The sequence below is a fragment of the Chromobacterium phragmitis genome, assembly GCF_003325475.1.
Lineage (GTDB): Bacteria > Pseudomonadota > Gammaproteobacteria > Burkholderiales > Chromobacteriaceae > Chromobacterium > Chromobacterium phragmitis.
Genome location: NZ_CP029495.1, coordinates 3,413,954 through 3,439,745 on the forward strand (window position 1 = coordinate 3,413,954; position 25,792 = coordinate 3,439,745).

Annotated in this window: 24 protein-coding genes, 1 tRNA gene and 1 pseudogene; 11 read left to right on the top strand and 15 right to left on the bottom strand. The window is 63.7% G+C overall.

Features of this window, described 5'->3' with window-relative positions; all coding sequences use genetic code 11:
- Positions 1-230: 230 nt before the first annotated feature.
- The 3 genes from DK842_RS16165 (at position 231) to DK842_RS16175 (ending at position 5,132) form a co-directional block, all read left to right on the top strand.
- Positions 231-2,159 carry a PrkA family serine protein kinase gene (locus DK842_RS16165; protein WP_114062372.1) on the top strand — a complete coding sequence of 643 codons (1,929 nt, stop codon included), beginning with the start codon at positions 231-233 and terminating at the stop codon, positions 2,157-2,159.
- 154 nt (positions 2,160-2,313) lie between these two features.
- A complete protein-coding gene (locus tag DK842_RS16170; protein WP_114062373.1) occupies positions 2,314-3,594 on the top strand; it encodes a YeaH/YhbH family protein in 1,281 nt (426 codons plus the stop codon).
- Positions 3,591-5,132, top strand: coding sequence for a SpoVR family protein (locus DK842_RS16175; protein ID WP_232538503.1), 1,542 nt, complete (start codon positions 3,591-3,593; stop codon positions 5,130-5,132). The genes DK842_RS16170 and DK842_RS16175 overlap by 4 nt, the downstream gene beginning before the upstream one ends.
- A 112-nt stretch (positions 5,133-5,244) precedes the next feature.
- Here the strand turns inward: DK842_RS16175 and DK842_RS16180 are convergent, their stop codons facing one another.
- The 5 genes and pseudogenes from DK842_RS16180 to DK842_RS16200 all read right to left on the bottom strand — a co-directional run bounded on the left by DK842_RS16180 (position 5,245) and on the right by DK842_RS16200 (position 8,764).
- A complete protein-coding gene (locus DK842_RS16180) occupies positions 5,245-5,712 on the bottom strand; it encodes a hypothetical protein (RefSeq protein WP_114062375.1) in 468 nt (155 codons plus the stop codon).
- A gap of 70 nt (positions 5,713-5,782) precedes the next feature.
- Positions 5,783-6,547 (bottom strand): annotated as a pseudogene (locus DK842_RS16185) (ATP-binding cassette domain-containing protein); the annotation flags it as partial.
- A 28-nt stretch (positions 6,548-6,575) separates the two neighbouring features.
- Positions 6,576-7,541, bottom strand: a complete 966-nt coding sequence (locus DK842_RS16190) for a FecCD family ABC transporter permease (protein WP_114062377.1) — start codon at positions 7,539-7,541, stop codon at positions 6,576-6,578.
- Positions 7,542-7,577: 36 nt separating this feature from the next.
- Positions 7,578-8,384: a 4-hydroxy-tetrahydrodipicolinate reductase gene (dapB, locus tag DK842_RS16195; RefSeq protein WP_114062378.1), complete on the bottom strand. Its 807-nt coding sequence runs from the start codon at positions 8,382-8,384 to the stop codon at positions 7,578-7,580.
- Positions 8,385-8,386: 2 nt separating this feature from the next.
- Complete coding sequence (locus DK842_RS16200) at positions 8,387-8,764, bottom strand: outer membrane protein assembly factor BamE (protein WP_114062379.1); 378 nt, start codon at positions 8,762-8,764, stop codon at positions 8,387-8,389.
- A 97-nt stretch (positions 8,765-8,861) separates the two neighbouring features.
- Between DK842_RS16200 and fur the strand changes: the two genes are divergently transcribed.
- From fur to DK842_RS16215, 3 genes are read left to right on the top strand one after another with little or no spacing between them, the layout of a single operon-like run.
- A complete protein-coding gene (gene fur / locus DK842_RS16205) occupies positions 8,862-9,293 on the top strand; it encodes a ferric iron uptake transcriptional regulator (protein ID WP_011135349.1) in 432 nt (143 codons plus the stop codon).
- Positions 9,290-9,991 carry a leucyl/phenylalanyl-tRNA--protein transferase gene (gene aat, locus DK842_RS16210; protein ID WP_114062380.1) on the top strand — a complete coding sequence of 234 codons (702 nt, stop codon included), beginning with the start codon at positions 9,290-9,292 and terminating at the stop codon, positions 9,989-9,991. The genes fur and aat overlap by 4 nt, the downstream gene beginning before the upstream one ends.
- A complete protein-coding gene (locus tag DK842_RS16215) occupies positions 9,978-10,709 on the top strand; it encodes an arginyltransferase (protein WP_114062381.1) in 732 nt (243 codons plus the stop codon). The genes aat and DK842_RS16215 overlap by 14 nt, the downstream gene beginning before the upstream one ends.
- A gap of 63 nt (positions 10,710-10,772) precedes the next feature.
- Here DK842_RS16215 and DK842_RS16220 read toward each other — a convergent pair whose 3' ends face one another.
- The 8 genes from DK842_RS16220 to DK842_RS16255 all read right to left on the bottom strand — a co-directional run bounded on the left by DK842_RS16220 (position 10,773) and on the right by DK842_RS16255 (position 16,706).
- On the bottom strand, positions 10,773-11,234 hold the full coding sequence (locus tag DK842_RS16220; RefSeq protein ID WP_114062382.1) for an outer membrane lipoprotein: 462 nt from the start codon (positions 11,232-11,234) through the stop codon (positions 10,773-10,775).
- A gap of 22 nt (positions 11,235-11,256) precedes the next feature.
- A complete protein-coding gene (locus tag DK842_RS16225; RefSeq protein WP_114062383.1) occupies positions 11,257-12,291 on the bottom strand; it encodes a quinone-dependent dihydroorotate dehydrogenase in 1,035 nt (344 codons plus the stop codon).
- Positions 12,292-12,363: 72 nt separating this feature from the next.
- Positions 12,364-12,954, bottom strand: a complete 591-nt coding sequence (locus DK842_RS16230; protein ID WP_114062384.1) for a malonic semialdehyde reductase — start codon at positions 12,952-12,954, stop codon at positions 12,364-12,366.
- The gene (motD, locus tag DK842_RS16235) at positions 12,951-13,784 is read right to left on the bottom strand and encodes a flagellar motor protein MotD (protein ID WP_114062385.1); all 834 of its coding nucleotides are present in this window, start codon (positions 13,782-13,784) and stop codon (positions 12,951-12,953) included. Before motD ends, DK842_RS16230 begins: the two co-directional genes overlap by 4 nt.
- 16 nt (positions 13,785-13,800) lie before the next feature.
- Positions 13,801-14,733 carry a S49 family peptidase gene (locus tag DK842_RS16240; protein WP_114062386.1) on the bottom strand — a complete coding sequence of 311 codons (933 nt, stop codon included), beginning with the start codon at positions 14,731-14,733 and terminating at the stop codon, positions 13,801-13,803.
- A 43-nt stretch (positions 14,734-14,776) separates the two neighbouring features.
- Complete coding sequence (locus tag DK842_RS16245) at positions 14,777-15,136, bottom strand: Rieske (2Fe-2S) protein (RefSeq protein ID WP_114062387.1); 360 nt, start codon at positions 15,134-15,136, stop codon at positions 14,777-14,779.
- Positions 15,112-15,768 carry an HAD family hydrolase gene (locus tag DK842_RS16250; protein ID WP_114062388.1) on the bottom strand — a complete coding sequence of 219 codons (657 nt, stop codon included), beginning with the start codon at positions 15,766-15,768 and terminating at the stop codon, positions 15,112-15,114. The genes DK842_RS16245 and DK842_RS16250 overlap by 25 nt, the downstream gene beginning before the upstream one ends.
- On the bottom strand, positions 15,768-16,706 hold the full coding sequence (locus DK842_RS16255) for an RluA family pseudouridine synthase (RefSeq protein ID WP_114062389.1): 939 nt from the start codon (positions 16,704-16,706) through the stop codon (positions 15,768-15,770). The genes DK842_RS16250 and DK842_RS16255 overlap by 1 nt, the downstream gene beginning before the upstream one ends.
- A gap of 525 nt (positions 16,707-17,231) precedes the next feature.
- Here DK842_RS16255 and DK842_RS16265 point away from each other — a divergent pair.
- A complete protein-coding gene (locus DK842_RS16265; RefSeq protein ID WP_114062391.1) occupies positions 17,232-20,093 on the top strand; it encodes an Rne/Rng family ribonuclease in 2,862 nt (953 codons plus the stop codon).
- Between the two features lie 95 nt (positions 20,094-20,188).
- A tRNA-Asn gene (locus tag DK842_RS16270) sits at positions 20,189-20,264 on the top strand.
- 6 nt (positions 20,265-20,270) lie between these two features.
- On the opposite strand, the gene DK842_RS16275 is transcribed toward DK842_RS16270, so the two are convergent.
- Positions 20,271-21,197, bottom strand: coding sequence for a ferritin-like domain-containing protein (locus DK842_RS16275; protein ID WP_114062392.1), 927 nt, complete (start codon positions 21,195-21,197; stop codon positions 20,271-20,273).
- A gap of 233 nt (positions 21,198-21,430) precedes the next feature.
- Between DK842_RS16275 and DK842_RS16280 the strand changes: the two genes are divergently transcribed.
- From DK842_RS16280 to DK842_RS16290, 3 genes are all read left to right on the top strand, one after another.
- Complete coding sequence (locus DK842_RS16280) at positions 21,431-22,030, top strand: phosphatase PAP2 family protein (RefSeq protein ID WP_114062393.1); 600 nt, start codon at positions 21,431-21,433, stop codon at positions 22,028-22,030.
- 137 nt (positions 22,031-22,167) lie between these two features.
- Complete coding sequence (locus DK842_RS16285; protein WP_114062394.1) at positions 22,168-23,358, top strand: MFS transporter; 1,191 nt, start codon at positions 22,168-22,170, stop codon at positions 23,356-23,358.
- A 121-nt stretch (positions 23,359-23,479) separates the two neighbouring features.
- Positions 23,480-24,778, top strand: coding sequence for an L-cysteine desulfidase family protein (locus DK842_RS16290; protein ID WP_114062395.1), 1,299 nt, complete (start codon positions 23,480-23,482; stop codon positions 24,776-24,778).
- A 9-nt stretch (positions 24,779-24,787) separates the two neighbouring features.
- Here DK842_RS16290 and DK842_RS16295 read toward each other — a convergent pair whose 3' ends face one another.
- Positions 24,788-25,792: a response regulator gene (locus DK842_RS16295; protein ID WP_114062396.1), complete on the bottom strand. Its 1,005-nt coding sequence runs from the start codon at positions 25,790-25,792 to the stop codon at positions 24,788-24,790.

A 25,792-nucleotide genomic window follows, 5' to 3' on the forward strand; every position in this document is an offset into this window, starting at 1 on the left:
ATTGTTACAAAAATCAGAATTCAAAAAAATCCATTGATTCAATAGCTTCCCTCGCACAATGTTCTCGACGCTGACTGAATCCGGTTCTTCATGGTTGCGCCTAATGGATTGGCGCTATGCTATACCCAAAAAAGAACCGGAGACACAGTTCAGCACTCTAATTCAGCAAGGGGAAAGGCCGATTGCGACTCGCAGCGCGCCCAGCCCCTGCTACCAGCCAGGAGAGAGTCATGCACCCGGATATCTTCAGTCACTACGCAGTGCGATACGACAAGACCCGCGAGGAGGAGTACACGATCCAGGAGTATCTGGAGCTGTGCAAGAAAGATCCGGGTGCCTATGCCACCGCGGCTGAGCGCATGCTGACCGCCATCGGCGAGCCGGAGCTGGTGGATACCCGCCACGACTCGCGCCTGTCCCGCATTTTCTCCAACAAAGTCATCAAGGTTTACCCGGCGTTCCGCGATTTTTACGGCACCGAGGAGGTGATCGAGCAGGTGGTTGCCTATTTCCGCCATGCGGCTCAAGGGCTGGAAGAGAAGAAACAAATCCTCTATCTGCTGGGGCCTGTGGGCGGCGGCAAGTCGTCCATCGCGGAGAAATTGAAGGAGTTGATGGAGCTGGTTCCGTTCTATTGCCTGAAGGGCAGCCCGGTCAACGAGTCTCCGCTGTCCTTGTTCAACTACGAGGAGGATGGCGCCATTCTGGAGGAGCAGTTCGGCATTCCGCGACGCTACTTGAAGTCCATTCCCAGCCCTTGGGCGGTGAAGCGGCTGCATGAATTCAATGGCGACATAGGCCAGTTCCGAGTGGTCAAGCGTTATCCGTCGGTGCTCAGGCAAGTGGCGGTGGCAAAGACCGAGCCGGGCGACGAAAACAATCAGGACATCAGTTCGCTGGTGGGCAAGGTGGACATTCGCAAGCTGGAAAAGTACGCGCAAGACGATCCGGACGCGTACAGCTATTCCGGCGGTCTGTGCCTGGCCAATCAGGGCCTGCTTGAGTTCGTGGAAATGTTCAAGGCTCCGATCAAGGTGTTGCACCCGCTGCTGACCGCCACCCAGGAAGGCAACTTCAAGGGCACCGAGGGTTTCGGCGCGATTCCCTTTGACGGCATCATCCTGGCCCACTCCAACGAGAGCGAGTGGAAGCAGTTTCGCAACAACAAGAACAACGAGGCCTTCCTCGACCGGATTTACATCGTCAAGGTGCCGTACTGCCTGCGCGTGGCCGAGGAAATCAAGATTTACGACAAGCTGATCCGCAACTCCTCGCTGGGCAAGGCCCCGTGCGCGCCGGGCACGCTGAAGATGATGGCTCAATTCGCGGTGCTGTCGCGGCTGAAGGAGCCAGAAAATTCCAGTTTGTACAGCAAGATGCAGGTGTACGACGGCGACAATCTGAAGGATACCGATCCCAAGGCTAAGTCGTTGCAGGAATACCGCGACTACGCAGGCGTCGACGAAGGCATGGCAGGACTGTCCACCCGCTTCGCCTACAAGATCCTGTCCAAGGTGTTCAATTTCGATCACAGCGAGGTTGCGGCCAACCCGGTGCATCTGCTGTACGTAATCGAGCAGCAGGTGGAGCGCGAGCAGTTCCCGGCGGAAACAGAACAGAAATACCTGACTTTCCTGAAGGAGTATCTGGCACCGAAATACGTTGAATTCATCGGCAAGGAAATCCAGACCGCTTATCTGGAAAGTTATTCCGAATATGGCCAGAACATTTTCGATCGTTACGTCACTTTCGCCGATTATTGGATCCAGGATCAGGAGTATCGCGATCAGGATACTGGCGAAATATTCGATCGCACTTCGTTGAATGCCGAGCTGGAAAAGATTGAGAAACCCGCGGGGATTTCCAATCCCAAGGATTTCCGCAACGAGATCGTCAACTTCGTGTTGCGGGCCCGGGCTAACAACGGCGGCAAGAATCCGACCTGGACCAGCTACGAGAAGCTGCGCACGGTGATAGAGAAGAAGATGTTCTCCAACACCGAAGAACTGCTGCCGGTGATCTCCTTCAACGCCAAGGCCAGCGCCGAGGATGCCAAGAAGCATGAAGACTTTGTCAACCGCATGGTGGAGAAGGGATATACCGCCAAGCAGGTGCGACTGCTGTGCGAATGGTATCTGCGAGTGCGCAAGTCCTCATAAGCCGCCGCGACCGGCCCGGCGCGGCAAGCCGGGCCGGAGGGCGGCGCCGGGCCCGGGAGGCTCGGCGACAAGGAGACACAACCGCGCGCGGCATCTGGCCGCGGGCTCCAGGACAGGAGCCCGTTGAGGTGTGCCGCGCGCCAGAGAGGTGGCTATGTCCCACATCATAGACAGACGCCTCAACGGCAAGAATAAGTCGGCGGTCAATCGCGAACGCTTTCTTCGCCGTTTCAAGGCGCAAATCAAGGAAGCCGTCTCCAAGGCGATCAAGGGACGGAGCATCACCGATATCGAAAGCGGGGAAAAGGTTTCCATTCCGGTGAAGGACATTTCCGAACCCAACTTCCATCACGGCAAGGGCGGGGTATGGGAGAACGTTCATCCCGGCAACGAGGAGTTCATCAAGGGCGACCGCATCCCCCGGCCTCAAGGGGGCGGGGGCGGGGGCGGCAGCAAGGCCAGCCAGGACGGAGAAGGCGAAGACGACTTCGTGTTCCAGCTGTCGCGCGAGGAGTTCATGAACGTGTTCTTCGACGATCTGGCTCTGCCTAACTTGGTCAAAACCCAGTTGATGGGAATCGAGGAACTGAAAACGGTGCGCGCGGGCTATACCAACGACGGCACGCCGACCAACATCAACATCGTGCGTTCGCTGCGCGGGGCGCTGGCCCGTCGGGTGGCGATGTCCGCGCCGACGCTCAGCAGCATCGACGAGGCCGAGGAAGAGCTCGACACGTTGATCGAGTCGGACGACGACAATGCGCGCGAAGTGCGGGAGAAGCGACAACGAATCCACCAGATGAAGGAGCGGCTGGCCAGCATTCCGTGGATAGACCCGTTCGACCTGCGCTACAACAATCGCGTCAAGCAGCCCAAGCCGACCAGCCAAGCGGTGATGTTCTGCATCATGGACGTGTCCGGCTCGATGGACGAGCAGAAGAAAGACATGGCCAAGCGATTCTTCATCCTGCTGTACATGTTTTTGCAGCGCAATTATGAAAAAATCGAGGTGGTGTTCATCCGCCACCATACCAGCGCGGTGGAGGTCAACGAGCAGGACTTCTTCCACTCTCGCGAAAGCGGCGGCACCGTGGTGTCGTCGGCCCTTAACCTGATGAGCGATATCGTCCGCAAGCGCTACGCCAGCAGCGAGTGGAACATCTATGCCGCCCAGGCGTCGGATGGCGACAACTGGGACAGCGATTCCGCCAACTGCGGCCGCATTCTGGAGGAGAGCCTGCTGCCGTATTGCCAGTATTTCGCCTACATCGAAATCACCGAGGGTGAGCCGCAGAACCTGTGGTACGAGTACCTGAAGGTCAAGGCTCAATGTCCGCAGTTCGCGATGCAGAAAATACGCTCCGCTTCGGATATCTATCCGGTTTTCCGCGAACTGTTCAAGCGCCAGCCGGCGAATGGGAGGGTGTCGGCATGAAACGGACGCGCAAGGGGGAGGGCATGGCGCCGATTTCCACCGGGTCGGAATGGACTTTCGATCTGATCGGCGAATACGACCGCGCCATCCGCGCGATCGCAGTAGACGAATTCAAACTGGACGTTTACCCCAACCAGTTGGAAATCATCACCGCCGAACAGATGATGGATGCCTACGCCTCGGTAGGCATGCCGGTCAATTACCACCACTGGAGCTATGGCAAGCATTTCGTTTCCACCGAGAAAAGCTACAAGCGCGGCCAGATGGGCCTGGCTTACGAAATCGTGATCAACTCCAATCCGTGCATCGCCTATTTGATGGAGGAAAACTCCATGATGATGCAGGCGTTGGTGATCGCCCACGCCGCCTATGGCCACAACAGCTTCTTCAAGGGCAACTACCTGTTCCGCTCCTGGACCGACGCTTCAGCCATCATCGATTATCTGGTGTTCGCCAAGAGCTACATCATGAAATGCGAGGAGCGCTACGGCATAGATGAAGTAGAGGAGCTGCTGGACTCCTGCCACGCGCTGATGAATTACGGGGTGGATCGCTACAAGCGTCCACAGAAGCTTTCCCTGGCCAAGGAGCAGGCCCGCCAGGAGGAGCGGGAGCAATACCTGCAGATGCAGGTGAACGATCTGTGGCGCACCATACCGAAGCGAGACAAGGATGGCGGCGACAAGCTTCCGCCGCGCTTCCCTGCTGAACCGCAGGAGAACATTCTCTACTTCATCGAGAAATCCGCGCCCTTGCTTGAGCCCTGGCAGCGAGAGGTGGTGCGGATCGTGCGCAAGGTGGCGCAGTATTTCTATCCGCAGCGGCAGACCCAGGTGATGAATGAGGGGTGGGCCACCTTCTGGCACTACACCATCATGAACCGCTTGTACGACAAGGGCCTGATCACCGACGGCTACATGCTGGAGTTTCTGCAAAGCCATACCAATGTTGTATCGCAGCCGCCGGTCACTGCGCGCTGGTACAGCGGCATCAATCCTTATGCGCTGGGATTTTCGATGTACCAGGACATCAAGCGCATTTGCGAGGAGCCCACCGACGAGGATCGCGCCTGGTTTCCGGACCTGGCGGGCAGCAATTGGCGCGAGTCGCTGGAATTCGCGATGCGGAATTTCAAGGATGAGAGCTTCATCTCGCAATACCTGTCGCCCAAGCTGATCCGAGATTTCCGTTTCTTCTCGATTTGCGACGATGATCGCGACGACAAGCTGGAGATTTCCAGCATTCACGACGAGGAAGGGTATCGAGACATCCGCGGCAAGCTGGCCGAGCAGTACAATCTGGGCTCGCGCGAACCCAATATCCAGGTGTGGTCGGTCAATATGCGCGGCGACCGCAGCCTGACGTTGCGCCACACCATGCACAACCGCCGGCCGTTGGAGGAGCAGAGCGCCCAGGAGGTGTTGAAGCACGTATGCCGGCTGTGGGGCTTCGACGTCAGGCTGGAGAGCGTAGATGGCAATGGAGAGGTGAAGCAGGTGTACGAGGTGCAGGCGATTCGGGAGCCTGAAACCGCTTGAGGCGCAGGCGTCTCAAGGAAAACGGACGACACGGGGTGTCGTCCGTTTTTTATTCGCGGCGCATTCTCGCCGTCGCGCCGCCTTTCTGCCGAGCGGGAGCTTTGAATTCAGCTCAGGCAGTGCCGGCAACCGGCGACAGCCGGCAATAGGAACGGTCTTCGAAGCTGCCGTTGGGCTCGCCCCAGGCGTGGGCATACAATAGCTGGCCATTGGCTTCGATGCGTAGGGTGACTTCCTGGCGGAAGTGCTCGGAGAGGCTGCGCGGACCGCTGGCGAAGACCACCTCGAGCACGCCATGGCCGCCTTCCGCCTGGCGTATCGCCGGGTGGGCCAGCACGTAGGGCAGCTCGTCCATCACCGGCCACAGGCAGAGGGTGCCGTCCGGCAGGTAGCCGAGCAGGGTGGTTTCCCGATGCAGGATCTCGCCGTCGGTGCCGCTGGCGGTGTAGTGCAGCAGCAGCGCGCGCTGGCCGGGCAGCGCCTGCCAGTGCAGGCAGCCGGTGAAGGTCTGGTCCTCGTGGTTGATGCCTTCGCCACAGAACTGGTTGGGAAGCGATTGCAGGGCGGCTAGCAGCGGCATGTCTACTCTCTTCCGATCACGGATGCGAGATAGTCAGGATCGCAGGTTTGCCCCGCGAATGCAATATGGATCAGGCTTTGGGCGAATGGGTGGCGGACAGGGGAACGAAGGCGCGCAATGATTGTTCGGGGTGGCTGAGCTCAGCCAGGCGAATGCCGTAAACCGTTTCCAGCCGGTCCAGCCGCATCATGTCGTCGACCACTCCGCAGCCGGCTGAGCGGCCATCATTCAGCAGCAGAACCCGGTCGCCATGACGCAAGGCCAAGTTGAGATCGTGCACCACGGCCAGGGCGCCGATGTTCAGCCGCCGGGCGAGCTCCCTGGTTCGGGCCATCAGGGTGTCCGCCATCGCGAAATCTTGCGCCGCGGTGGGCTCATCCAGCAGCAGATAGCGTTCAGGGCGGGGAGAAAGCAACAATTGGCAGAGCGCCCGAGCCAATTGCAGGCGCTGCCTCTGGCCGCCGGACAGCTCTGTCAGCCGCAGGGAGGCCAGTTCCTCCGCTTCGGTCAGGCGCAGCGCATCCGCGACGGTATTTCTGACGAGCGAGGGAGGGGATGCGGGGTAGAGATACGCGCCGGCGGCGACCAGCTCTTCGCCGCGCCAGCCGGCGGGCGTGACGGAGTGTTGCTCGACGACGGCGCGCCAGCCCGCAAGCTCGGCGCCGCGCATGGCGGCCAGCGGATGGCCGGAGAGGAGGATGTCGCCGGCATCGGCGCGCCACAGGCCGGACAGCAGTTTGAGCAAGGTGCTCTTGCCCGCGCCGTTGGGGCCCAGCACGATCAGCAGTTCGCCGGGACTGAGCGTCAAGGAGACGTTGTCCAGCAGCCGCCGGCCGCGCTTGCTCAGCGACAGTCTACGCGCCTCAAGCATGGCGCGGCCTTTGGCTGCGCAGCAGCCACAGGAAAAACGGCGCCCCCAGCAGGCTGGTGATCACGCCGACGGGCAACTCCGCCGGCGCCAGCAGCGATCGGGACAGCCAGTCGGCGCTAACGGTGAGCCAGGCGCCCAGCAGCGGGGACACGGCCAGCAGGCGGCGCGAGTCGCTGCCGACCAACTGGCGCGCCAGATGCGGCGCCATCAGGCCGACGAAGCCTATCATGCCGCAGCCGGACACCACCAAGCCTGCCGCCAGCGCGGCCAGCAGCACGATGCGCCATTCCTGTCCGCGCACGGAAAAGCCCAGGTAAAAGGCCGCGTCTTCTCCCAGCTGCAGCGCGTTCAGGAAACGCCAGTGGCGGAATAGCGCCAGCCAGATCAGCGGCGCGGCAAGCGCCAGCGTCAGCGCCAGCGGCCATTCCGCCCCGGCGAAACTGCCCATCAGCCAGAACGTGACCGCCCGCAGCGATCCGTCAGGCAACAAGGTGATCAGCAGGGTCAACAGGCTGCCGAGCAGGGTGCTGACGGCGAGTCCGCTAAGGATGAGCCGATTGCCGTCCTGATCTTCCCCCAGCAGCTTGATCAGCAACAAGGCGCCGAGCCCGCCGAAAAAGCCGGCGACGGCGACGCCGTACAGGCCGGCACCAAGGCTCAGCGCCAGCGCGGCGGCCAGCGCCGCGCCGCTGTTTATGCCGATGAGGCCTGGTTCCGCTAGCGGGTTGCGGAAGCGGGCCTGCACGGCGCAGCCGGCGCTGGAGAGCAGCGCGCCGGCGGAGGCGGCGGCAAGCAGTCGCGGCAGGCGAAGCTCTAGCAGCAGTTGCCACTCCAGTGGCGGTTGAGGGCTCAGCGATAGAAGGCTGGCGGTTTGCAGATGGCTGTGGTGCAGCAGGGAGGCGAGCGCCGTGAGTCCTAGCAGCGGGAGCAGAATGAGGAGGAGAGTGCGGACGCGCATCGGGAAAGGGGAAGGGCTGGGCCCTTCCCGTCTGGCTTAGCGCAGGCCAAGCACGTCCTGCATGTCGAACAGGCCGTGGGGTCGCATGGACAGCCAGCGCGCGGCGCGCACCGCGCCGTTGGCGAAGGTGGCGCGGCTGGACGCTTTGTGGCTGATTTCCACTCGCTCGCCCAACGCGGCGAACAGCGCGGTATGGTCGCCCACCACGTCGCCGCCGCGCACGGTGGCGAAGCCTATGGTTTGCGGGTCGCGCTCGCCGGTCACGCCCTCGCGGCCATAGACTGCGCATTGCTTCAGATCGCGGCCCAGCGCGTCGGCGATGACTTCGCCCATGCGCAGCGCGGTGCCGGACGGCGCGTCCACTTTGAAGCGGTGGTGGGCCTCGATGATTTCAATGTCGTAGCCTTCGTCCAGCACCCGCGCGGCCATGTCCAGCAGCTTGAAGGTCAGGTTGACGCCTACGCTGAAGTTGGCGGCGAATACGATGCCGATCTTGTCCGACGCCTCTCGGATGGCGGTTTTGCCGGCGTCGTCGAAGCCGGTGGTGCCGATCACCATGCGCACGCCGCGCTCCACGCAGGCCAGCATATGCTCCAGCGTGCCTTCCGGGCGGGTGAAGTCGATGACCGCGTCGGCGCCGTCAAGCGCGGAGATGAAGTCGGAGCTGATGGAAACGCCGCTGCCGCGGCCGCAGAACAGGCCCGCGTCCTGGCCGATAAAGCCAGAATCGGCGCGGTCGATCGCGGCGTGCAGCCGCACGCCCTCGGTATTCAGCACGGATTCGATCAGCGCGCGGCCCATGCGGCCCGACGCGCCGACGATGACGATATTCTGCGGGCGCATGGTCACTTGGCCTCTTGCGCAGGAGCGGAGGCGTCAAGCTGCTTGGCTGGCGGCGCGGCTTGGGCATTGCCCTCGACGCGGTCCAGAATGTCGCCGTTGAAGTAGACGGTCAGCAGCTTGTTGCTGGATGGATTCACCTTGCCGCCCTTGGCGTCGCTATACTTGTAGTCCCAGCGATTGGCGTGGAAGGGATCGGTGAGCAGCGGGGTGCCAAGCAAGAAGCGCACCTGGGAGCGCGTCATGCCGGGCTTGAGCTTGGCGACCGCGTCCTGGGTTACGTAATTGCCTTGCTGGACTTCCACGCGGTGGCTCCAGTCGAGCGGATTCATCGAACTGCAGCCGGCGACTGCGATGACGGCGGCGAAAATCAGGGCGCGCATGGTACTCCGATTGACTCAAACGTTTATGAGGCTGTAATTAGGCAAAGCCGTCAAAAGGCTTTATCATGATTCGAAAACCGACACACTTTATATCACGATGAGCAAAGCCAGTCACCTCAAAGATATCGGCCTGAAAGCCACCGGCCCGCGCCTGAAAATCCTCGATCTGTTCGAGCAGGGCGATGCCGGCCACATGTCCGCCGAAGACGTGTATCGCAAGCTGCTTGCGGAAAACATCGACATCGGTCTGGCCACCATTTATCGCGTGCTGACCCAATTCGAGCAGGCCGGCATCCTGGTGCGCCACCATTTCGAAACCGGCAAGGCGGTGTACGAGCTGAACCAGGGCGGCCACCATGACCACATGGTGTGTGTCAGCTGCGGCAAGGTGGTCGAGTTCTTCGATCCCGAGATCGAAGCGCTGCAGGATCGCATCGCCGAGCAGCATGGTTTCCGCATCGTCGAGCACGCGCTGTACATGTACGGCGAGTGTCCGGACTGCCTGGGCAAGAGCGGCCGACGCGGATGATTCCCTGGCTCGGTCCCGAGCCTGTCTTCCCGCCGGTGTCGCAGGCCCTCGGTCATCCCAACGGTTTGCTGGCCGCTGGCGGCGATTTGTCTTCACGGCGCATTCTCACTGCCTATTCCGAAGGCATTTTCCCCTGGTTTTCCGAAGGCGAGCCCATCCTGTGGTGGTCGCCGGCGCCGCGGATGGCGCTGCTGACCGATGAGGTCAAGATCAGCCGCTCGCTGGCCAAGGCTTTGCGCAATCTCGACTACGAAATCCGCGTGGACACCGCTTTTGAAGAGGTGATGCGCGCCTGTTCCCAGCCGCGCGACGGCCAGGATGGCACCTGGATCGTGCCGGAAATGGTGGCCGCCTATTGTCGATTGCATCAGCTGGGGTACGCGCACAGCTTCGAAACCTGGATGGATGGCGTTCTGGTTGGCGGCTTGTACGGCGTCTCCATCGGCCAGATGTTCTACGGCGAATCGATGTTTTCTCGCCGGCGCGACGCGTCCAAGCTGGCTTTTGTTCACATGGCCCGCCATCTGCGCGCCCAGGGTGTGGAAATGGTGGATTGCCAGATGTATACCGAGCACTTGGCAAGCCTGGGCGCGAGGTTGATAGCGCGCGATGTTTTTCTTGCTACTCTGAAAGAGAAGATCCGGCAGCCTCAGCCGGATCAGATGTGGGACTACCATTACCGCCATGAGTCATCGTGAAGCCGGCCAGGTCGCGGCCATCCATTTCTACGCCACGGCGCCGTATCCTTGCAGCTATCTGTCTGGACGGCAGGCGCGCTCCCAAGTGGCGATTCCGGCCGAAGCGATAGATAGCGGCGTTTACAGCCAGTTGGTCCGGTTGGGTTTCCGCCGCAGCGGACTCTATACCTATCGGCCTTACTGCGACGCTTGCCAAGCCTGCATTCCGGTGCGATTGCCGGTAGACCAGTTCCGGCCCAACCGTACCCAGCGGCGTGTATGGCGACGCGGAGCGGAAATGAGCGCGCGTTGGTTGCCTCTTGGTTTCGACGCCGAGCATTACGCCCTCTACCGGTGGTACCAGCAAAGCCGCCATGCGGGCGGCGGCATGTCGGACGACGATGCCCAGCAGTACTCTGAATTCATCCTGAAAAGCGGAGTGGATAGCCATCTCGCGGAATTCCGCCTCAATGGCGAGTTGAAGATGGTCAGCCTGGTGGACCGGCTGATGGATGGTCTGTCCGCTGTCTACACATTTTACGATCCCGAGGACACGCAAGCCAGTCTGGGGGTCTACAACGTGTTGTGGCAGGTGGAGCAGGCGCGCATGCTGGGGCTGAGCTATGTCTATCTGGGTTACTGGATCGCCGATTGCCGCAAGATGGCGTACAAGTCCGGCTACCGTCCGCTGCAGATGCTGTACGGCGGGAGATGGCAGGCCATGCAGGAACCGGATTGAGTTAAGCCGGCGCATGAAAAAACAGGCCCGATTGGGCCTGTTTCGTTATGGGCGGCGGGGCGCTCAGTAGGGAACGACGCGGTCGTTGCCGCCGCCGCTCAGCAGCTTGACGCGCTGATTGACCACGAAGGGGATGTCGGCTTCCTGAACGATGGAGACGGTGCGGCCGGAATCCAGCTTGACGGTGATTTCAAGCGCGTTTTTTGTCATTCCTCGTTGAGCGGCCTGGGCGCCGAAGCCGCCGGCCAGCGCGCCGACGATGCCGCCGGCGATTTGGCCCTTGCCGCCGCCGATGTTGCTGCCGGCCAGGCCGCCCAGCGCGGCGCCGCCCAGCGTCAGCAGTTCATTGTTCTGGCCTTCCATCTTCACATTCTGCACCGACAGAACGGTGCCGAACTGGACGGTCTGCGCTTGGCGCATCTGGCCCTTGGAGTAAACGGCTGCCGAATCGGACGTCGCGCAGCCGGTGAGCGCGCCTGCGCTCAGCAGGCCGATCAGGGTGATGCGGCTGAGGGAAGAAATCATTTTTCCTGCTCCATTCTTGACTTTAGTTGCGAGCTTGTAGATGTTGCGCCGCCGCCCGCGCGCATTCGCCGATCAGCTCCGGTCCGCGATAGATCAGGCCGCTGTACAGCTGCACCAGGCTGGCGCCGGCATCCAGTTTTTCCACGGCGTCGCTGCCGGAAAGGATGCCGCCAACTCCTATGATAGGCAGAGCGCCGCCAAGTTCCTTGTACAGTTTGCGTATGACTTCTGTGGAGCGGCTGCGCACCGGCGCGCCGGACAGGCCGCCGGCCTCGTTTCCCAGGGGATGGCCGGCGACTTCCCGGCGCGACAGCGTGGTGTTGGTGGCGATGATGCCGTCTATGCCGTTTCCGGTCAGCAGGCGGGCGATTTCGGCGATCTGTTCGTCGTCGAGATCCGGGGCGATCTTCACCGCCAGCGGCACGTAGCGGCCGTGCTTGTCGGCCAGGGCTTGTTGCCGCTGCTTCAGCGCGGCCAGCAGCTTGCCCAGCTCGTCGCCTTGCTGCAGTTGGCGCAGGTTCTTGGTGTTGGGCGAGGAGATGTTGACGGCGACGTAGCTGGCGGCGGCGTAAACCTGATCCAGGCAGGCCAGATAGTCATCCACGGCGTTCTCTATCGGCGTGATCGCGTTCTTGCCGATATTGATGCCCAGCACGCCCTTGAATTCGCAGTGGCGGACATGGTCCAGCAGCGCGGCTACGCCGAGATTGTTGAAGCCCATGCGGTTGATGATGGCTTCGTGTTCCGGCAGGCGGAACAGGCGCGGCTTGGGGTTGCCGTCCTGGGGACGGGGGGTGACGGTGCCGATCTCTATGAAGCCGAAACCCAGCGCCGCCAGCGCGTCGATGTGGGCGCCGTTCTTGTCCAGGCCGGCGGCGAGGCCCACCGGGTTGGGAAAGGTCAAGCCCATCGCCTGCACCGGCTGATGGATGGCGGGCGAGGCGGCCAGCGGAGTCAGATGCAGCCGATGCGCGCGGTCGAGCATCTTCAGCGTGTGCTCGTGGGCGGTTTCCGCGTCGAGTTTAAACAGCAGCGGGCGCAGCAGCGGGTACAGCATGGCATTCTCCGGGCAGACAAATGCCCGGCATTATAACCGGGCATCGCGATCAGGCCAGCGTCAATTGTCGGCTCAGAGAATCTGGCAGGCTTGCTCGAACGAGAAGCGGGGCGAGCGCGGGAACAGCTTGTCGGCCGCGCCGTAGCCCAGATTGATCAGGAAGTTGGACTTGAAGCGGCCATCCGGGAAGAAGGCGGCGTCCACGGCGGCGTTGTCGAAGCCGGACATCGGGCCGCAATCCAGGCCCAGCGAGCGGGCGGCCAGGATCAGGTAAGCGCCCTGCAGCGTGCCGTTGCGGAAGGCGGTGGTGTCGATCAGCGGCTGATTGCCTTCGAACCAGCTTTTGGCGTCGGCGTGGGGGAACAGCTGCGGGAGGTGCTCATAGAAGCGCGGATCGTGGGCGACGATCACGCATACCGGCGCGGCCATGGTCTTGTCGACGTTGCCTTCGGCCAGGCAGGGCTTCAACTTGGCCTTGGCCTCGGCGCTCTTGACGAAGACAAAGCGGGCCGGGGAACAGTTGGCGCTGGTGGGCGCCTGCTTCAGCAGATCGTGCAGTTGGCGCAGCAGCTCATCGCCTACCGGACGCGGTTGCCAGTGGCTGTGGGTGCGGGCGTTGAGGAACAGCTGTTCCAGCGTGGCGTGGGGGAGGGGGGTGCTCATGGTCTTACCTCGGTTGGGGTGGGGGTGTTGTGGCTGGGCGATGCGGCGACGGGGGCTGAGTTTTCGGCGGCCGGTTCGGCGAAAGTGTCGGCCTGCACGGAGATGGTGACGCGCCGGTTGCGGGCGCGGCCTTCCGCGGTGGCGTTGTCGGCGACCGCCAGGTTGGCGCCGTGGCCGACCGCTACCATGCGCTGGGGGTTGATGCCGTTTTCCTGGAACAGCCTCACCACGCCGCCGGCGCGGGCGGCGGACAGCTCCCAGTTGGAGGGGAAGACCGGCGTGCGGATGGGCACATCGTCGGTGAAGCCCTCCACCTTGATGGCGTTGTCCACGCCGGCCAGCAGCTTGGCCATATTGGACATCAGCGGCAGCGATTGCTGGTTGGGCACGGCTTGGCCGACGGCGAACAGTGCGCTGTCGCGGATGTCGATGTTGATGCCCTGATTGCTCTGGGTGATGGTCACCTCGCCGCTTTGCACCAGCGGGCTCAGCGCCTTGGCCAGGTTCTGCGTCAACTGGCCCAGCTTGGCGGCTTCCTCTGCCTTGCGGTTGCGGGAGGCGGTCTTGGCGATGGGCTTGGTCTGGGGAATCTCCACCATGGTGTTGGCGCCGCCGGTGGGCGGCGTGGTCTGCACCGTGATCGTGGTTCCGCTGCGGAAGGCGTCCATGATGGCGGAAGACATCACCCGGTATTTGCCCTCGTTCAGAGAGGAAATGGCGTACATCACCACGAAGAAGGCGAACAGCAGAGTGATGAAGTCGGCGTAGGAAACCAGCCAGCGCTCATGGTTCTCGTGCTCTTCTTCCTGCTTCCTGCGTCGCGACGCCATATCCGCCTCCGCGTGCTCAGAACAGCTTGGTGTCGAACAGCGACTTCACGCCGCCGGCGAATTGCACGCCGATGCGGCGCGCCACCCGGCTGGAGAAGTCGTCCTGCTGGGTGAAGTCCACGGTCTTGTCCGCCTTCACCACGTCGCGGGCCACCGAGGCCACAGTGCCGTAGCCGTCGGCCAGGCCCAGCGGAACGGCTTTTTCGCCCAGCCACACCATGCCGCTGAACAGTTGCGGGTCTTTCTTCAGCCGTTGGCCGCGGCCGGTTTCCACCGCCTGGATGAATTGCGCGTGGATATCGTCCAGCAGCAGCTGGCGGATGGCGTCATGCTTGGGGTTGACGGGGGAGAAGGGGTCGCCCATCGCCTTGTTTTCGCCGGCGGTCTTCAGCCGGCGGTCTATGCCCAGCTTTTCCATCGCGCCGGTGAAGCCGAAGCCATCGGACAGCACGCCGATGGAGCCGACGATGCTGGCTTTGTCAACATAGATCTTGTCCGCGGCGGCGGCGATGTAGTAACAGCCCGACGCGCAGACTTCGCTGACCACCACGTAGACCGGCACATTGGCGTGCAGCTTCTTCAGGCGCCGGATTTCATCGTAGACCATGCCGGACAGCACCGGGCTGCCGCCGGGGCTGTTGGCGTCTATGATCACGCCCTTGGTGCCGCTGTCGCGGAAAGCCTGGTCCAGCGCCTTGATCATCTTGTTGCCGGTGTCGCTCTCGCTGGTGATCGCGCCGTCCAGCTCGATCACCGCGGTGTGGCCGCCGCTCAGGCCGCCGGCTTTCTCTTCGCCGCGCATGAACAGGCTGGCGGCGATCAGGCCGATGATGGCCAGCCAGGCCAGGCGGAAGAAGATTTTCCATTGCCGGCTGCGGCGTTGTTCCGCCAGGGCGGCGGAGGCCAGTTTTTCCAGCAGTTGCCGTTCCCAGTTCTGGGTGTCGCTCATTTTCGATGTCTGCTCCGGGATAATCCCGTGAGTCTAGCAAAAATCAGGCGGGCATGACATTCAGCCAGACCTGGCCGTCGCGTTCGAACACGTCGAGCGCGGCCAGAAATTGGCCTCGGCAGGGTCCCCAGGTGCAGTAGCCGGTGTCGGGGCGATAGCGAGCGCCGTGCATGCTGCAGATCAGGTAGTGGCCAGAGAGGTCGAACAGATTGCCATCCTGCAGGTCCAGCTCCACCGGGATGTGGCGGCAGCGGTTCAGATAAGCGCGCGGCTGCCCCTGATAGCGCACCACGAAGGCGGGCAGGCGGCTGCCGTCCGCCTGTTCGATTTCAAAGCGGTGGCCGCGGCCGCCGTCGAGCAGGAGGCTGGAGGCGCAGATCAGCCTAGCCTGGGGAGCAGCCATGAGGACAGTTCGGGCAGGGAGTGGACGATGGAGCGCGGCTGGCAGCGGGTAAGCTCCGCGCAGTCGTGTGCGCCGTGGCTGATGCCGACGCCGTGGCAGCCGGCATGGCTGGCCATCAGCAGGTCGTGGCTGGTGTCGCCCACCATTACGGCGCGCTCGGCGGCCACGCCGAAGAAGTCGGTCAGTTGCAGCAGCATGTCCGGGTGCGGCTTGGAGTGGCATTCGTCGACGGTGCGGGTGGCGTCGAACAGCTCGGCTATGCCGGCGGCGGCCAGCGCGCGCTCCAAGCCGGCGCGGCTGCTGCCGGTGGCGATGGCGACGAAGACGCCCTTGGCGCGGATGGCGTCCAGCGTGCCGCGGGCGGCGTCGAACAGCGTGACGCGGTCCAGGTCGGCCTGGTAGTGGCGGCGGAAGGCGTCGACCAGCGCGGGCAGCTTGCCGGCGTGTTCGCCAGGGCAGAATTGCCCCATCGCCTCCGCCAGGCGCAGGCCGATCACGTGGCTGGCGGCCTCGCGGCCCGGAACGGGCAGCGCCAGTTCCCGGCAGGCCTGCTGAATGGCGTTCACGATGTGGGCGGTGGAATCCATCAGCGTGCCGTCCCAGTCGAATACTACCAGGTCGAATTCTCGCATCAGCGCGGCTCCAGAGTTTTCAGGAACTTCTGCAGCTCCGCCGGCAGCGGCGCCTCCAGCTTCAGCGGCGCGCCGGTCAGCGGATGCGGCAGGGTCAGGCTTTTCGCGTGCAGGAACATCCGTTTCAGGCCGCGGCGGGCCAGCTCTTTGTTGAGCGCGAAATCGCCGTACTTTTCGTCGCCGGCGATGGCGCAGCCGTTGGCCTGCATGTGCACCCGGATCTGGTGGGTGCGGCCGGTGCGAAGGTGCGCTTCCATCAGCGTGAATTCAGTGTAGCGCTGCTGGATGGCGAAGTTGGTGTGGGCGTACTGGCCGTCGTCGCCTTCAGCGATCTTCACCCGCCGTTCGCCGTCTGGCGTATGAAACTTGAAGAGTGGCAGCTTCACCTGCTTGACGTTTTCAGGCCACAGGCCGGCGGCCAGCGCCAGATAGCGCTTGTCCGGCACGTTGTCGCGCATCATGTCGTGCAGCTTGGTCAGCGCGGAGCGTTTCTTGGCCAGCATCAACAAGCCGGAGGTCTCGCGGTCCAGCCGGTGCACCAGTTCCAGGTAGCGCCAGTCCGGGTGGGCGCGGCGCAGTTGTTCGATCACGCCGAAGGATACGCCGCTGCCGCCATGCACGGCGACGCCGGCGGGCTTGTTGATCACCAGCAGCGCATCGTCCTCATAGACTACCGGGAAGGTGGCGGCGGGCACGTTTTTTTCCGCGCGCTCGGCGATGCGGATCGGCGGGATGCGCAGGGTGTCGCCCTCCGCCACGCGGTAGCTGGCGTCGACGCGGCCCTTGTTCACTCTGACCTCTCCGGAGCGCAGGATGCGGTAGATGTGGCTCTTGGGCACGCCCTTGAGCAGGCGCTGCAGATAATTGTCCAGCCGTTGGCCGGCGTCTTCCGCGCCCACTTCGAGGAAGGTTACGGAATCTTTGCGAATGTCTGTCATATTGCTTATACTTGTGGGGCTGTCCGCGGTGCGTGGCACCCCGTGCGGGCGGCAGTCGGAAAACCAAGATCACGGCTAGTTTCGCGTGATGCTGCCGCGGCAATCCGGAATGGCCGGCAGGAGCCAACTCCTGGCCTGATGCCATTCACAGCAGCCGCGGCCAAGGTTAACTCGCTCACCGAAAAGTAGCGATGGTAATGCATTTATACGCATAACGCACTCACGAGTATTCCCTCTCTCGATGCCAAGCCAGTCGGGAGATTTCGCAGCGAAGTTTGACCCGGCATGCCAGCCGTCCTGCAATGTTTGTCCCGCCGTGTCGGCGGGATCGGCGACAACGCCGATGCGCCGGTTGCGCACAGAATCGCGGGGCTGCATGTGACCCAAATCAGGAAGTCGGCTTTCATAGCAAACCTGTTTTTCTCGATCTTTACCTCGACACTTCTTTCGGAAAGCGCCCATCTTAGTCACTGGGCCGTCAAATACTGGCTGCGTCCTTGCGTGAGTGCTGCGCAAGGAATGTAAATGAAACGTATGTTGTTCAACGCGACGCAGGCTGAAGAGCTGCGCGTCGCCATCGTCGATGGGCAGAAGCTTGTCGACCTCGATATCGAGACCGTAGGCAAGGAGCAGCGCAAGGGCAACATCTACAAGGGCGTGATCACCCGCATCGAGCCCTCGCTGGAAGCCTGCTTTGTCGATTACGGCACCGAACGCCACGGCTTCTTGCCGTTCAAGGAGGTGTCACGCTCCTATTTCCAGGGCTATGAAGGCGGCCGTCCGCGCATTCAGGATGTGTTGCGCGAAGGCATGGAAGTGGTGGTGCAGGTGGAGAAGGACGAGCGCGGCAACAAGGGCGCGGCGCTGACCACCTACATCAGCCTGGCCGGCCGTTACCTGGTGCTGATGCCGAACAACCCGCGCGGCGGCGGCGTATCGCGCCGCATCGAGGGCGAAGAGCGCCAGGAACTGAAGGATCTGTTGGGCCAGCTGGAAGTGCCGCACGGCATGAGCCTGATCGCGCGCACCGCCGGCATCGGCCGCAATCTGGAAGAGCTGCAGTGGGACCTCGGCTACCTGATGCAGCTGTGGCGCGCCATCGAGGGCGCCGCCGGCGCGCAGTCCGCGCCGTTCCTGATCCTGCAGGAAGGCAGCCTGGTGATCCGCGCGATTCGCGACTATTTCCATCCGGACATCGGCGAAGTGCTGATCGACACCGAGGAAATCCACGATCAGGCCCGCCAGTTCATGAGCCATGTGATGCCGAACATGCTGTCGCGTGTGAAGGTGTACAAGGATCATGTGCCGCTGTTCTCCCGTTTCCAGATCGAACACCAGATCGAAACCGCCTTCTCGCGCAGTGTGCAGCTGCCGTCCGGCGGCGCCATCGTGATCGACCACACCGAAGCGCTGGTCTCCATCGACGTGAACTCGGCTCGCGCCACCAAGGGCGCCGACATCGAGGAAACCGCGGTCAAGACCAACCTGGAAGCGGCGGAAGAAATCGCCCGCCAGCTGCGCCTGCGCGACCTGGGCGGCCTGGTGGTGATCGACTTCATCGACATGGAGAACCCGAAGAACCAGCGCGACGTGGAAAACCGCCTGCGCGACGTTCTGAAGCACGACCGCGCCCGCGTGCAGATGGGCAAGCTTTCCCGCTTCGGCCTGCTGGAGCTGTCCCGCCAGCGTCTGCAGCCGTCTTTGGGCGAGACCAGCCACGAGCCATGTCCGCGTTGCCACGGCATCGGTTTCATCCGCGGCACCGAATCGTCGGCGCTGCACATCCTGCGCATCATTCAGGAAGAGGCGATGAAGGAAAATACCGGCGCGGTCCACGCGCAGGTGCCGGTGGATGTGGCCACCTTCCTGCTGAACGAGAAGCGCGCCGAGATCCACTCGATCGAAGAGCGTCTGGATGTCGACGTCGTGCTGATTCCGAACATCCACCTGGAAACCCCGCACTACAAGATCGTGCGCGTGCGCCACGACGATGTGGCCGAACTGGGCGAAGCGCCGAGCTACACCCGAGTCGAAGTGCAGGAGGAAGATGTGATCACCAACTTCGGCCAGGAAAAGCCGAAGGTGGAGCGTCAAGAGGCCGCAGTCAAGGGCATCACGCCGCAGCAGCCGGCGCCGAGCGTCAGCGCCGCGGCGGCTAAGCCGGCGGTCCAGACGGGCTTGTTCGCAGGCATCGCTTCCTGGTTCAAGGGTCTGTTCGCCGAGCCGGAGCAAGCGCCGGCCCAGGACGCCAAGAAGAAGCCGGCCCAATCCTCCTCCCGCGGCAACGAGCAGCGCGGCAATCGCCAGCGTCAGCAAGAGCGCCGCGCCGGCGGCCAGGCCCGCCGCGAGCACGAGCAGCGCCGCCATGTCCAGCAGGACGAGGTCAAGCCGCGCCGCCAGGACGAACGCAAGGACGGCGAGCGCGCCGAACGAAAGGAGGCGCCGAGCCGCGACCGCGAAGAGCGCAATGAGCAGCCGCGCGAGCCGCGCGGCAACCGCCGCCGCGAACGCGAGGCCCGCGAGCCGCGCGAGGCCAAGGAAGTTCGCGAGCAGGCGCCGCGCGAGGAGCGCGTAGTCGCTGACAAGCAGGACAAGCCGCAGCAGGAGCCGCGCCGTCGTCAGCAACCGCCGGCGGCAGCCACGCCGGTCGAGGCTGAAAAGCCGACGGTTCAGGACGAATGGCGAGCGGAAGGGCTGGAGGGCGAGCAGGCCGAGCAGCAGGAGCGCGGCGAACGCCGCCGCCGCCGCAGCCGCCGCGATCGCCGCCGCGATGCGCCGGACGCTCAACAGGAAGGCATCGCCGAGGCTTCCTCGGAGCCGGCAGCGGCAGCGGCCGCCGCCGTGGCGGTGGAGACTGCGGTGGAGGCGGCGGAGTCCAAGCCGCAGCTGGCCGATGTCGCGCCAGTCCAGGCGGAGGTCGTAGCCGAGGCGGTCGTGGAGGCGCCTGTTGCCGCGGTTGAGCCCATGAGGGAAGCGGAAGCTGTCGTCCCTGCGGCGGTCGAGCAGGAACAGGTTCCGGCGCAGGTTCAAGTTGCCGAAACGGAGCCGGTCGTCGCCGAGCTCGCGCCTCAAGCCGAGGCTGTGGTCGTGGCCGTGGCCGAGCCGGTCGAAGCGGTTGTCGAGGCAGTTGCGGTGCAAGCGCCGGCGGCCGAGGTTGAAGCCGAGGCGATCATAGTTCCGGTCGAGACCAAGCCTGCCGCCGAAGAGAGCAAGCAGCTGGATCTGGGCGGCCTGGTGATGGTGGCTACCAAGCCGGCATCCAATCAGGTTGAACCTGCCGCTGAACCGATGGTGCCGCATGGCCCGCGCCGCCGCGACGTGGCGGCAGCGGCGGTGGAGGCCGCAGCGCCGGCGCAACTGGTGCAGGTGGAAACCCGCAACGGTTGATCCGTGGGGAGAGAGGGATAGGGCGGGGAGCCCTTTCCCTGTTTCTTGGTGTTGACGCCGCGGGAAAATAGATTTATCATCGCTTTCTCTGATGTTCCCTGATAGCTCAGTTGGTAGAGCGACGGACTGTTAATCCGCAGGTCGCAGGTTCGAGCCCTGCTCGGGGAGCCAGGAATTTTAGAAAAGCCCGCATGTTCGCATGCGGGCTTTTTGCGTTGCCCTGAAGGCTTCAGGTTTTGGGCGGACAAAGCACAAGCCTAGAGGCGGGGAGTTGGATCCAGACACCGGCGAGAATGCCGCGGGGTTCATCAGGCCGGCGGCCAGCAGTCTGAGGTCGAACAGCGGCCCCTCTGCCTGCTCCAGCAGCAGGCGGCTGTCGCCGAGGACTGGTTCCAGCGCGCTCAGCATGCGGGCGTAGCAAGCCGCGAACCGGGTCAGCAATTTGCGCTCCGCGCTGGAGGCGGAATGGTGCAGGATGCTTGCGTTTGCGGGCATCGCCCACACGCCGTCATGATCGAAATCCCGGTCCTGCTGATGGCTGGCGAAGTCAGAGAGCTCATCGGCCAGAAGAGCGTCTCGTCCGCTAGGCCGCTCCAGCGCGGCCAGCGCCTGATTGCCGCTCGCGGCCAGGACGATGGCGGCGTCGCCGCTTTCCAGCCGGCGGCGCAGCGAGCGGTAAGGTCCGGGCGCGCCATCGGGGGGCGATAGATGCGGCAACAGCGTTTCGCGCAACAGTCTGGGCGCGAAGCGCTCTATGCCCAGCGGAGGAGCGTGCGCTGCGGACAGCGGCAGCGATTCGGGGTAGTCGGGCAGAAAGCCGCGATCCGTCAGGCATGGGCTCTCTCCGGCGGAGCGAAGCAGGCAGGCCGCCAGGCTCATGCGGCGGAATTGGGCCGCGACAGCCGCCTCCAGCAGCGCGGCCGCCGGACGATGGGCGCCAGGCTTCAGCGAGAAGCGGGCGGCGAGCAGGGGAGGAATCAAACCATGCTCCCGTCGCAGCGCTTGGCGCAAGGTGGCGCGGAACCCGTCGGCGCCGAGGATCTGGCGCGAGGGCGGGGCGGGCGCGCAATGCGGCTTGTCAAGGTAGGCGGGCGACTCACTCATGTCGGCATCTCCAGGTTCTCGGCGCCGATATCGACGCCAATCGGGATGGAAGCACGAGCAGGCATCCTGGCAGGCGCGGCGCTGTTCTTTGGGATGGCCGGCAAGCGTCGCTGGGAGGGCAATGCCGTCAGTATTTTTTGCGCAATGGGAACAAAAGGCGCCGGCATGGTTTTAATATGTCAGACCTATTGATAAGTTATCGCGCCTTGTCCGGCGCTCATGATTGCTAGCCGATGCCTCAAGTCGAACTCCTGAATCAAACGCTGTTTCTGTTGATCAACGCCACGCCGGAAACTCCCGCCCTTGCCCTCAAGCTGGCCACCTTCATCGCCCAGGATCTGCTGCGTCTGCTGCCACTGTGGTTGGCGGCGCTGTGGCTGTGGCGGCCCGAGCTGCGCGACAGCGCGCTGAAATCGGTGGCGCTGACAGGCGCGGCCTTGCTGGGAAATTGGCTGATCGGCCTGGCCTGGCCCCATCCTCGCCCATTCGCCATTCCGCTGGGCCATGTGTTCCTGGTCCATGACGCCACGCCTTCTTTTCCAAGCAATCACGGCACCATCTTCGCGATGATGGCGCTGTGCTGGCATTTCAGCCCGGCGCGCGGCTGGGGATGGCTGCTGGCCGCCGCCGGGGCGGCGGTGGCGTGGTCCCGCGTATTTCTCGGCGTGCATTTCCCGCTGGATATGCTGGGCGCGTTGCTGGTCGCCATCGGTTGGTTCGCGGTCTTGTCGCCGGCATGGAACAGGCTGGGGCGAAATTGGACCTCCGGCCTGGAGGCGTTGTATCGCCGATTGCTGGCGAGGCCCATCGCGGCAGGCTGGATACGCGGCTAGGCCTGCGGGACGCTCGGCGTTTTGCCGTCGAGGTTCGGCCGTTCTACACTCGATTGACGAGCCGTCGCGGACAGGATTTTGCGGCGGGAGCCTTTCGCCGCCCGTTTTGGGCGGCGTTCGCGCGAGTGGGGGATCGCATGCCGCCGTTTTCCGCTTCCGCCGCCATCCCGCGCGGCGTTTGGGTCCTGGGCGCGGTCAGCCTGCTGATGGATGTGTCATCCGAGCTTGCGCACTGTCTGTTGCCCTTGTTCCTGGTCGGCGCCTTGGCCGCGCCGGTCTGGCTGATCGGGGCGATTGAAGGCGTGGCCGAAGCCACGGCGCTGATCTGCAAAGTGTTTTCCGGTCCGCTAAGCGATTGGCTCGGGCGGCGCAAACCCTTGCTGATGCTGGGGTATGGCCTGGCGGCTCTGTCCAAGCCCCTGTTTCCACTAGCGTACTCCGCGTCAGCCGTATTGCTTGCCCGCGTTGTCGATCGCATCGGCAAAGGCGTGCGCGGCGCGCCGCGCGACGCCTTGATCGCCGACATCGCGCCGGCCGAAATACGCGGCGCGGCTTTCGGTTTGCGCCAGAGCATGGACACAGTGGGCGCAGTGTTGGGGCCTTTGTTCGCGATGGCGCTGCTGGCGTTGCATCGCGACGATATCCGCGGAGCATTGTGGTGGTCGCTGCCGCCGGCGGCGCTGGCGGTGGCGGCCATCGCGCTCTGGGTGCGGGAGCCGGCCGTGCGTGTGGAAGCGCGCGCGCGGCGGGCGGCATTCACGCGCGATGCCTTGTCCTGCTTCGAGCCGGCGTTCTGGAGCGCGCTGGCGTTGGGAGCGGTGTTCACGCTGGCGCGTTTCAGCGAGGCTTTTCTGGTGTTGCGCGCCGCGCAGCTTGGCCTGCCGCTGTCCTGGGGGCCGCTGACGATGGCGGCGATGTCGGCCAGCTATGCGCTCAGCGCCTATCCGCTTGGCCGCTTGTCAGATGGCTTCAGCCGTTCCCGCTTGCTGCGGATGTCGTTGCTGTTGCTGATCGCCGCCGACGTTTGCCTGGGGCGGGCGACCGGCGCGTTCTGGCTGTTGGCGGGCGCCGGCCTGTGGGGCCTGCATATGGGCTGCAGCCAGGGTTTGCTGTCGTCTCTGGTGGCCGAACGCGCGCCGGAGGGGCTGGCGGGAACGGCGTTTGGCCTGTTCAATCTGGCTTGCGGCGCGGCCGCCTTGCTGGCCAGCGCGCTGGCCGGCGCGCTGTGGCAAACCTGGGGCGCGGCGGCGACCTTTTACGGCGGCGCGGCGTTGGCTGCGCTGGCCTGGCTGTTGAGCGCGCGGATGCCGGCAGCTAGACAGTTTTGACCACGAGCGCTTGACTGTGCGCAGATTGCCTGTTTTTTAAGCGCACAAGCTGGCAAGTTGATGGTAAAGTAAATGTAAAGTTATTTGCTTATATCAATTTGTTATGTGTGGCGGAGTGAGCATGTCTGAACGTGAAGTTAGGTTGTGGCCGGAATTCGTCAAGGCCTTGAAGCAGGAAGTGGTGCCGGCCTTGGGCTGTACCGAACCGATCTCGCTGGCGCTGGCGTCCGCGCTGGCCACTCGCCATCTGGGCAAGACGCCGGAGCGCATCGACGCGCAGGTATCGGCCAACCTGATGAAGAACGGCATGGGCGTGACGGTGCCCGGCACCGGCACTGTGGGACTGCCCATCGCCGCGGCCGTCGGCGCGCTGGGCGGCGATCCGGACGCCAAGCTTGAAGTGCTGAAAAGCCTGACGGTGCAGCAGGTGGCCGAGGGCAAGCGCATGCTGGCCGACGGCAGGGTGAAGCTGGGCGTGGCCGCCGTGCCCAACATCCTGTACGCCGAGGCCTGCGTCCGCAGCGGCGACGACTATGTCCGCGTCGCCATCGCTGACGCGCATACCAACGTGGTGCTGATCGAGCGCAATGGCGAGACCTTGCTCAAGCGCGACGCCGCCGACGCCAAGCCGGTGGAAACTTACGAGTTGGGCGATGCCACCGCGCGCGACGTCTACGATTTCGCGATGCGCGCGCCATTGGAGATGATCGCCTTCATTCATGATGCGGCGGTGCTGAACAGCGCGTTGGCCGACGAGGGAATGAGCGGCAAGTACGGCCTGCATATCGGCGCCACGCTGCAGCGGCAGATCGAGGCGGGTCTGCTGTCGGAAGGCCTGTTGTCCCGGATCCTCACCCGCACCACCGCGGCATCCGACGCGCGCATGGGCGGCGCCAAGCTGCCGGCGATGAGCAATTCCGGCTCCGGCAACCAGGGCATCGCCGCCACCATGCCGGTGGTGGTGGTGGCGGAGCATGTCAAGGCGGACCGGGAAGCCCTGACCCGCGCGCTGGCGCTGTCGCACCTGATCGCCGTCTATATCCATACCCGCTTGCCCAAGCTGTCCGCGCTGTGCGCGGTGACCACCGCGTCGATGGGCGCGGCCGCCGGCATGGCGCAGCTGTTGAATGGCGGCTATCCGGCGGTCAGCATGGCGATCTCCAGCATGATAGGCGACTTGGCCGGCATGATTTGCGACGGCGCGTCCAACAGCTGCGCGATGAAGGTGTCCACCTCGGCCGGTTCCGGCTACAAGGCGGTGCTGATGGCGCTGGACGGCACCCGAGTCACCGGCAATGAGGGCATCGTCGCCAATGACGTGGACGTGTCCATCGCCAACCTGGGCCAACTGGCGACCCAGGGCATGGCGCAGACCGACACCCAGATTCTGCAGATCATGATGCACAAGCAGAAACCCTGATCCGCGCGCTCAGTGGATGATGGCGGCAGGCTGCTCGCTTTGCCGCCAATGGGTTTGAATCTGCAGGATTTCCGGCAGGATGGTCTTGAAATGGTCGACCAGCCGGGGTTCGAAGTGGTTGCCCCGGCCTTGCTCCAGCGCGTCCACCACTTGCTCTAGCGGCCACGGCTCCTTGTAGGGCCGTTTCATCGACAGCGAGTCGAACACATCAGCCACCGCGACGATGCGGGCGGCTTCCGGTATCGCGTCGCCGGCCAATCCGTCCGGGTAGCCGCCGCCGTCCCATTTCTCGTGATGGCGCAGCGCGATGACGGCGGCGAGCTGGAACAGCGGCGCATCGCTCTTGTTCAGGATTTCGTAGCCGATGCGGGTATGTTGCCGCATGACTTTCCATTCTTCGTTCGTCAGCGGGCCAGGCTTGCGCAGCACTGAGTCCGGAATGCCTATCTTGCCGGTGTCGTGCATCGGCGCCGCCAATTCCAGCAAATTGCACTGTTCGTCTTCCCAACCCACCTCCTTCGCCAGCGCCTTGGCGTAGGCGGCCATTCGCCAGATGTGGACGCCGGTGTCGGTGTCGTTGTAATGGCCGGCGGCGCCAAGCATGTGGATGGCGTCGCGGTGGCTCTTCATCAGCGAGGTGGCGCGCACCAGCGACAGGTGGTTGCGCACCCGGGCGCGGACGATGGCGGCCGACACCGGCTTGACGATGTAGTCGACGCAGCCGGCGGCGAAGCCTTCGGCTTCGTTGCCGGTTTCGTTCAGCCCGGTGATGAAGATGACGGAGATGCCCTCGGTATCGGGGTTGGCCTTCAGCCGGCGGCATACCGCGTAGCCGTCCAGATCCGGCATCTGCACGTCCAGCAGCAACAGCGCCGGTTTGTGTTTTTCCGCGGCGGCCAGCGCTTCCAGACCGCTCTTGGCGAAGATCAGCCGGTATTCGCCTTCCAGTATCTGCTTGAGCGCCAGCAGATTGGTGGATTCGTCGTCGACGATGAGGATGGAGGCAGTCGCCAT

Coding starts and splice junctions, on each gene's coding strand:
- DK842_RS16165 (WP_114062372.1), top strand. CDS start 231: ATGCACCCGGATATCTTCAGTCACTACGCAGTGCGATACGACAAGACC.
- DK842_RS16170 (WP_114062373.1), top strand. CDS start 2,314: ATGTCCCACATCATAGACAGACGCCTCAACGGCAAGAATAAGTCGGCG.
- DK842_RS16175 (WP_232538503.1), top strand. CDS start 3,591: ATGAAACGGACGCGCAAGGGGGAGGGCATGGCGCCGATTTCCACCGGG.
- DK842_RS16180 (WP_114062375.1), bottom strand. CDS start 5,712: ATGCCGCTGCTAGCCGCCCTGCAATCGCTTCCCAACCAGTTCTGTGGC.
- DK842_RS16190 (WP_114062377.1), bottom strand. CDS start 7,541: ATGCGCGTCCGCACTCTCCTCCTCATTCTGCTCCCGCTGCTAGGACTC.
- dapB (WP_114062378.1), bottom strand. CDS start 8,384: ATGCGCCCGCAGAATATCGTCATCGTCGGCGCGTCGGGCCGCATGGGC.
- DK842_RS16200 (WP_114062379.1), bottom strand. CDS start 8,764: ATGCGCGCCCTGATTTTCGCCGCCGTCATCGCAGTCGCCGGCTGCAGT.
- fur (WP_011135349.1), top strand. CDS start 8,862: ATGAGCAAAGCCAGTCACCTCAAAGATATCGGCCTGAAAGCCACCGGC.
- aat (WP_114062380.1), top strand. CDS start 9,290: ATGATTCCCTGGCTCGGTCCCGAGCCTGTCTTCCCGCCGGTGTCGCAG.
- DK842_RS16215 (WP_114062381.1), top strand. CDS start 9,978: ATGAGTCATCGTGAAGCCGGCCAGGTCGCGGCCATCCATTTCTACGCC.
- DK842_RS16220 (WP_114062382.1), bottom strand. CDS start 11,234: ATGATTTCTTCCCTCAGCCGCATCACCCTGATCGGCCTGCTGAGCGCA.
- DK842_RS16225 (WP_114062383.1), bottom strand. CDS start 12,291: ATGCTGTACCCGCTGCTGCGCCCGCTGCTGTTTAAACTCGACGCGGAA.
- DK842_RS16230 (WP_114062384.1), bottom strand. CDS start 12,954: ATGAGCACCCCCCTCCCCCACGCCACGCTGGAACAGCTGTTCCTCAAC.
- motD (WP_114062385.1), bottom strand. CDS start 13,784: ATGGCGTCGCGACGCAGGAAGCAGGAAGAAGAGCACGAGAACCATGAG.
- DK842_RS16240 (WP_114062386.1), bottom strand. CDS start 14,733: ATGAGCGACACCCAGAACTGGGAACGGCAACTGCTGGAAAAACTGGCC.
- DK842_RS16245 (WP_114062387.1), bottom strand. CDS start 15,136: ATGGCTGCTCCCCAGGCTAGGCTGATCTGCGCCTCCAGCCTCCTGCTC.
- DK842_RS16250 (WP_114062388.1), bottom strand. CDS start 15,768: ATGCGAGAATTCGACCTGGTAGTATTCGACTGGGACGGCACGCTGATG.
- DK842_RS16255 (WP_114062389.1), bottom strand. CDS start 16,706: ATGACAGACATTCGCAAAGATTCCGTAACCTTCCTCGAAGTGGGCGCG.
- DK842_RS16265 (WP_114062391.1), top strand. CDS start 17,232: ATGAAACGTATGTTGTTCAACGCGACGCAGGCTGAAGAGCTGCGCGTC.
- DK842_RS16275 (WP_114062392.1), bottom strand. CDS start 21,197: ATGAGTGAGTCGCCCGCCTACCTTGACAAGCCGCATTGCGCGCCCGCC.
- DK842_RS16280 (WP_114062393.1), top strand. CDS start 21,431: ATGCCTCAAGTCGAACTCCTGAATCAAACGCTGTTTCTGTTGATCAAC.
- DK842_RS16285 (WP_114062394.1), top strand. CDS start 22,168: ATGCCGCCGTTTTCCGCTTCCGCCGCCATCCCGCGCGGCGTTTGGGTC.
- DK842_RS16290 (WP_114062395.1), top strand. CDS start 23,480: ATGTCTGAACGTGAAGTTAGGTTGTGGCCGGAATTCGTCAAGGCCTTG.
- DK842_RS16295 (WP_114062396.1), bottom strand. CDS start 25,792: ATGGCGACTGCCTCCATCCTCATCGTCGACGACGAATCCACCAATCTG.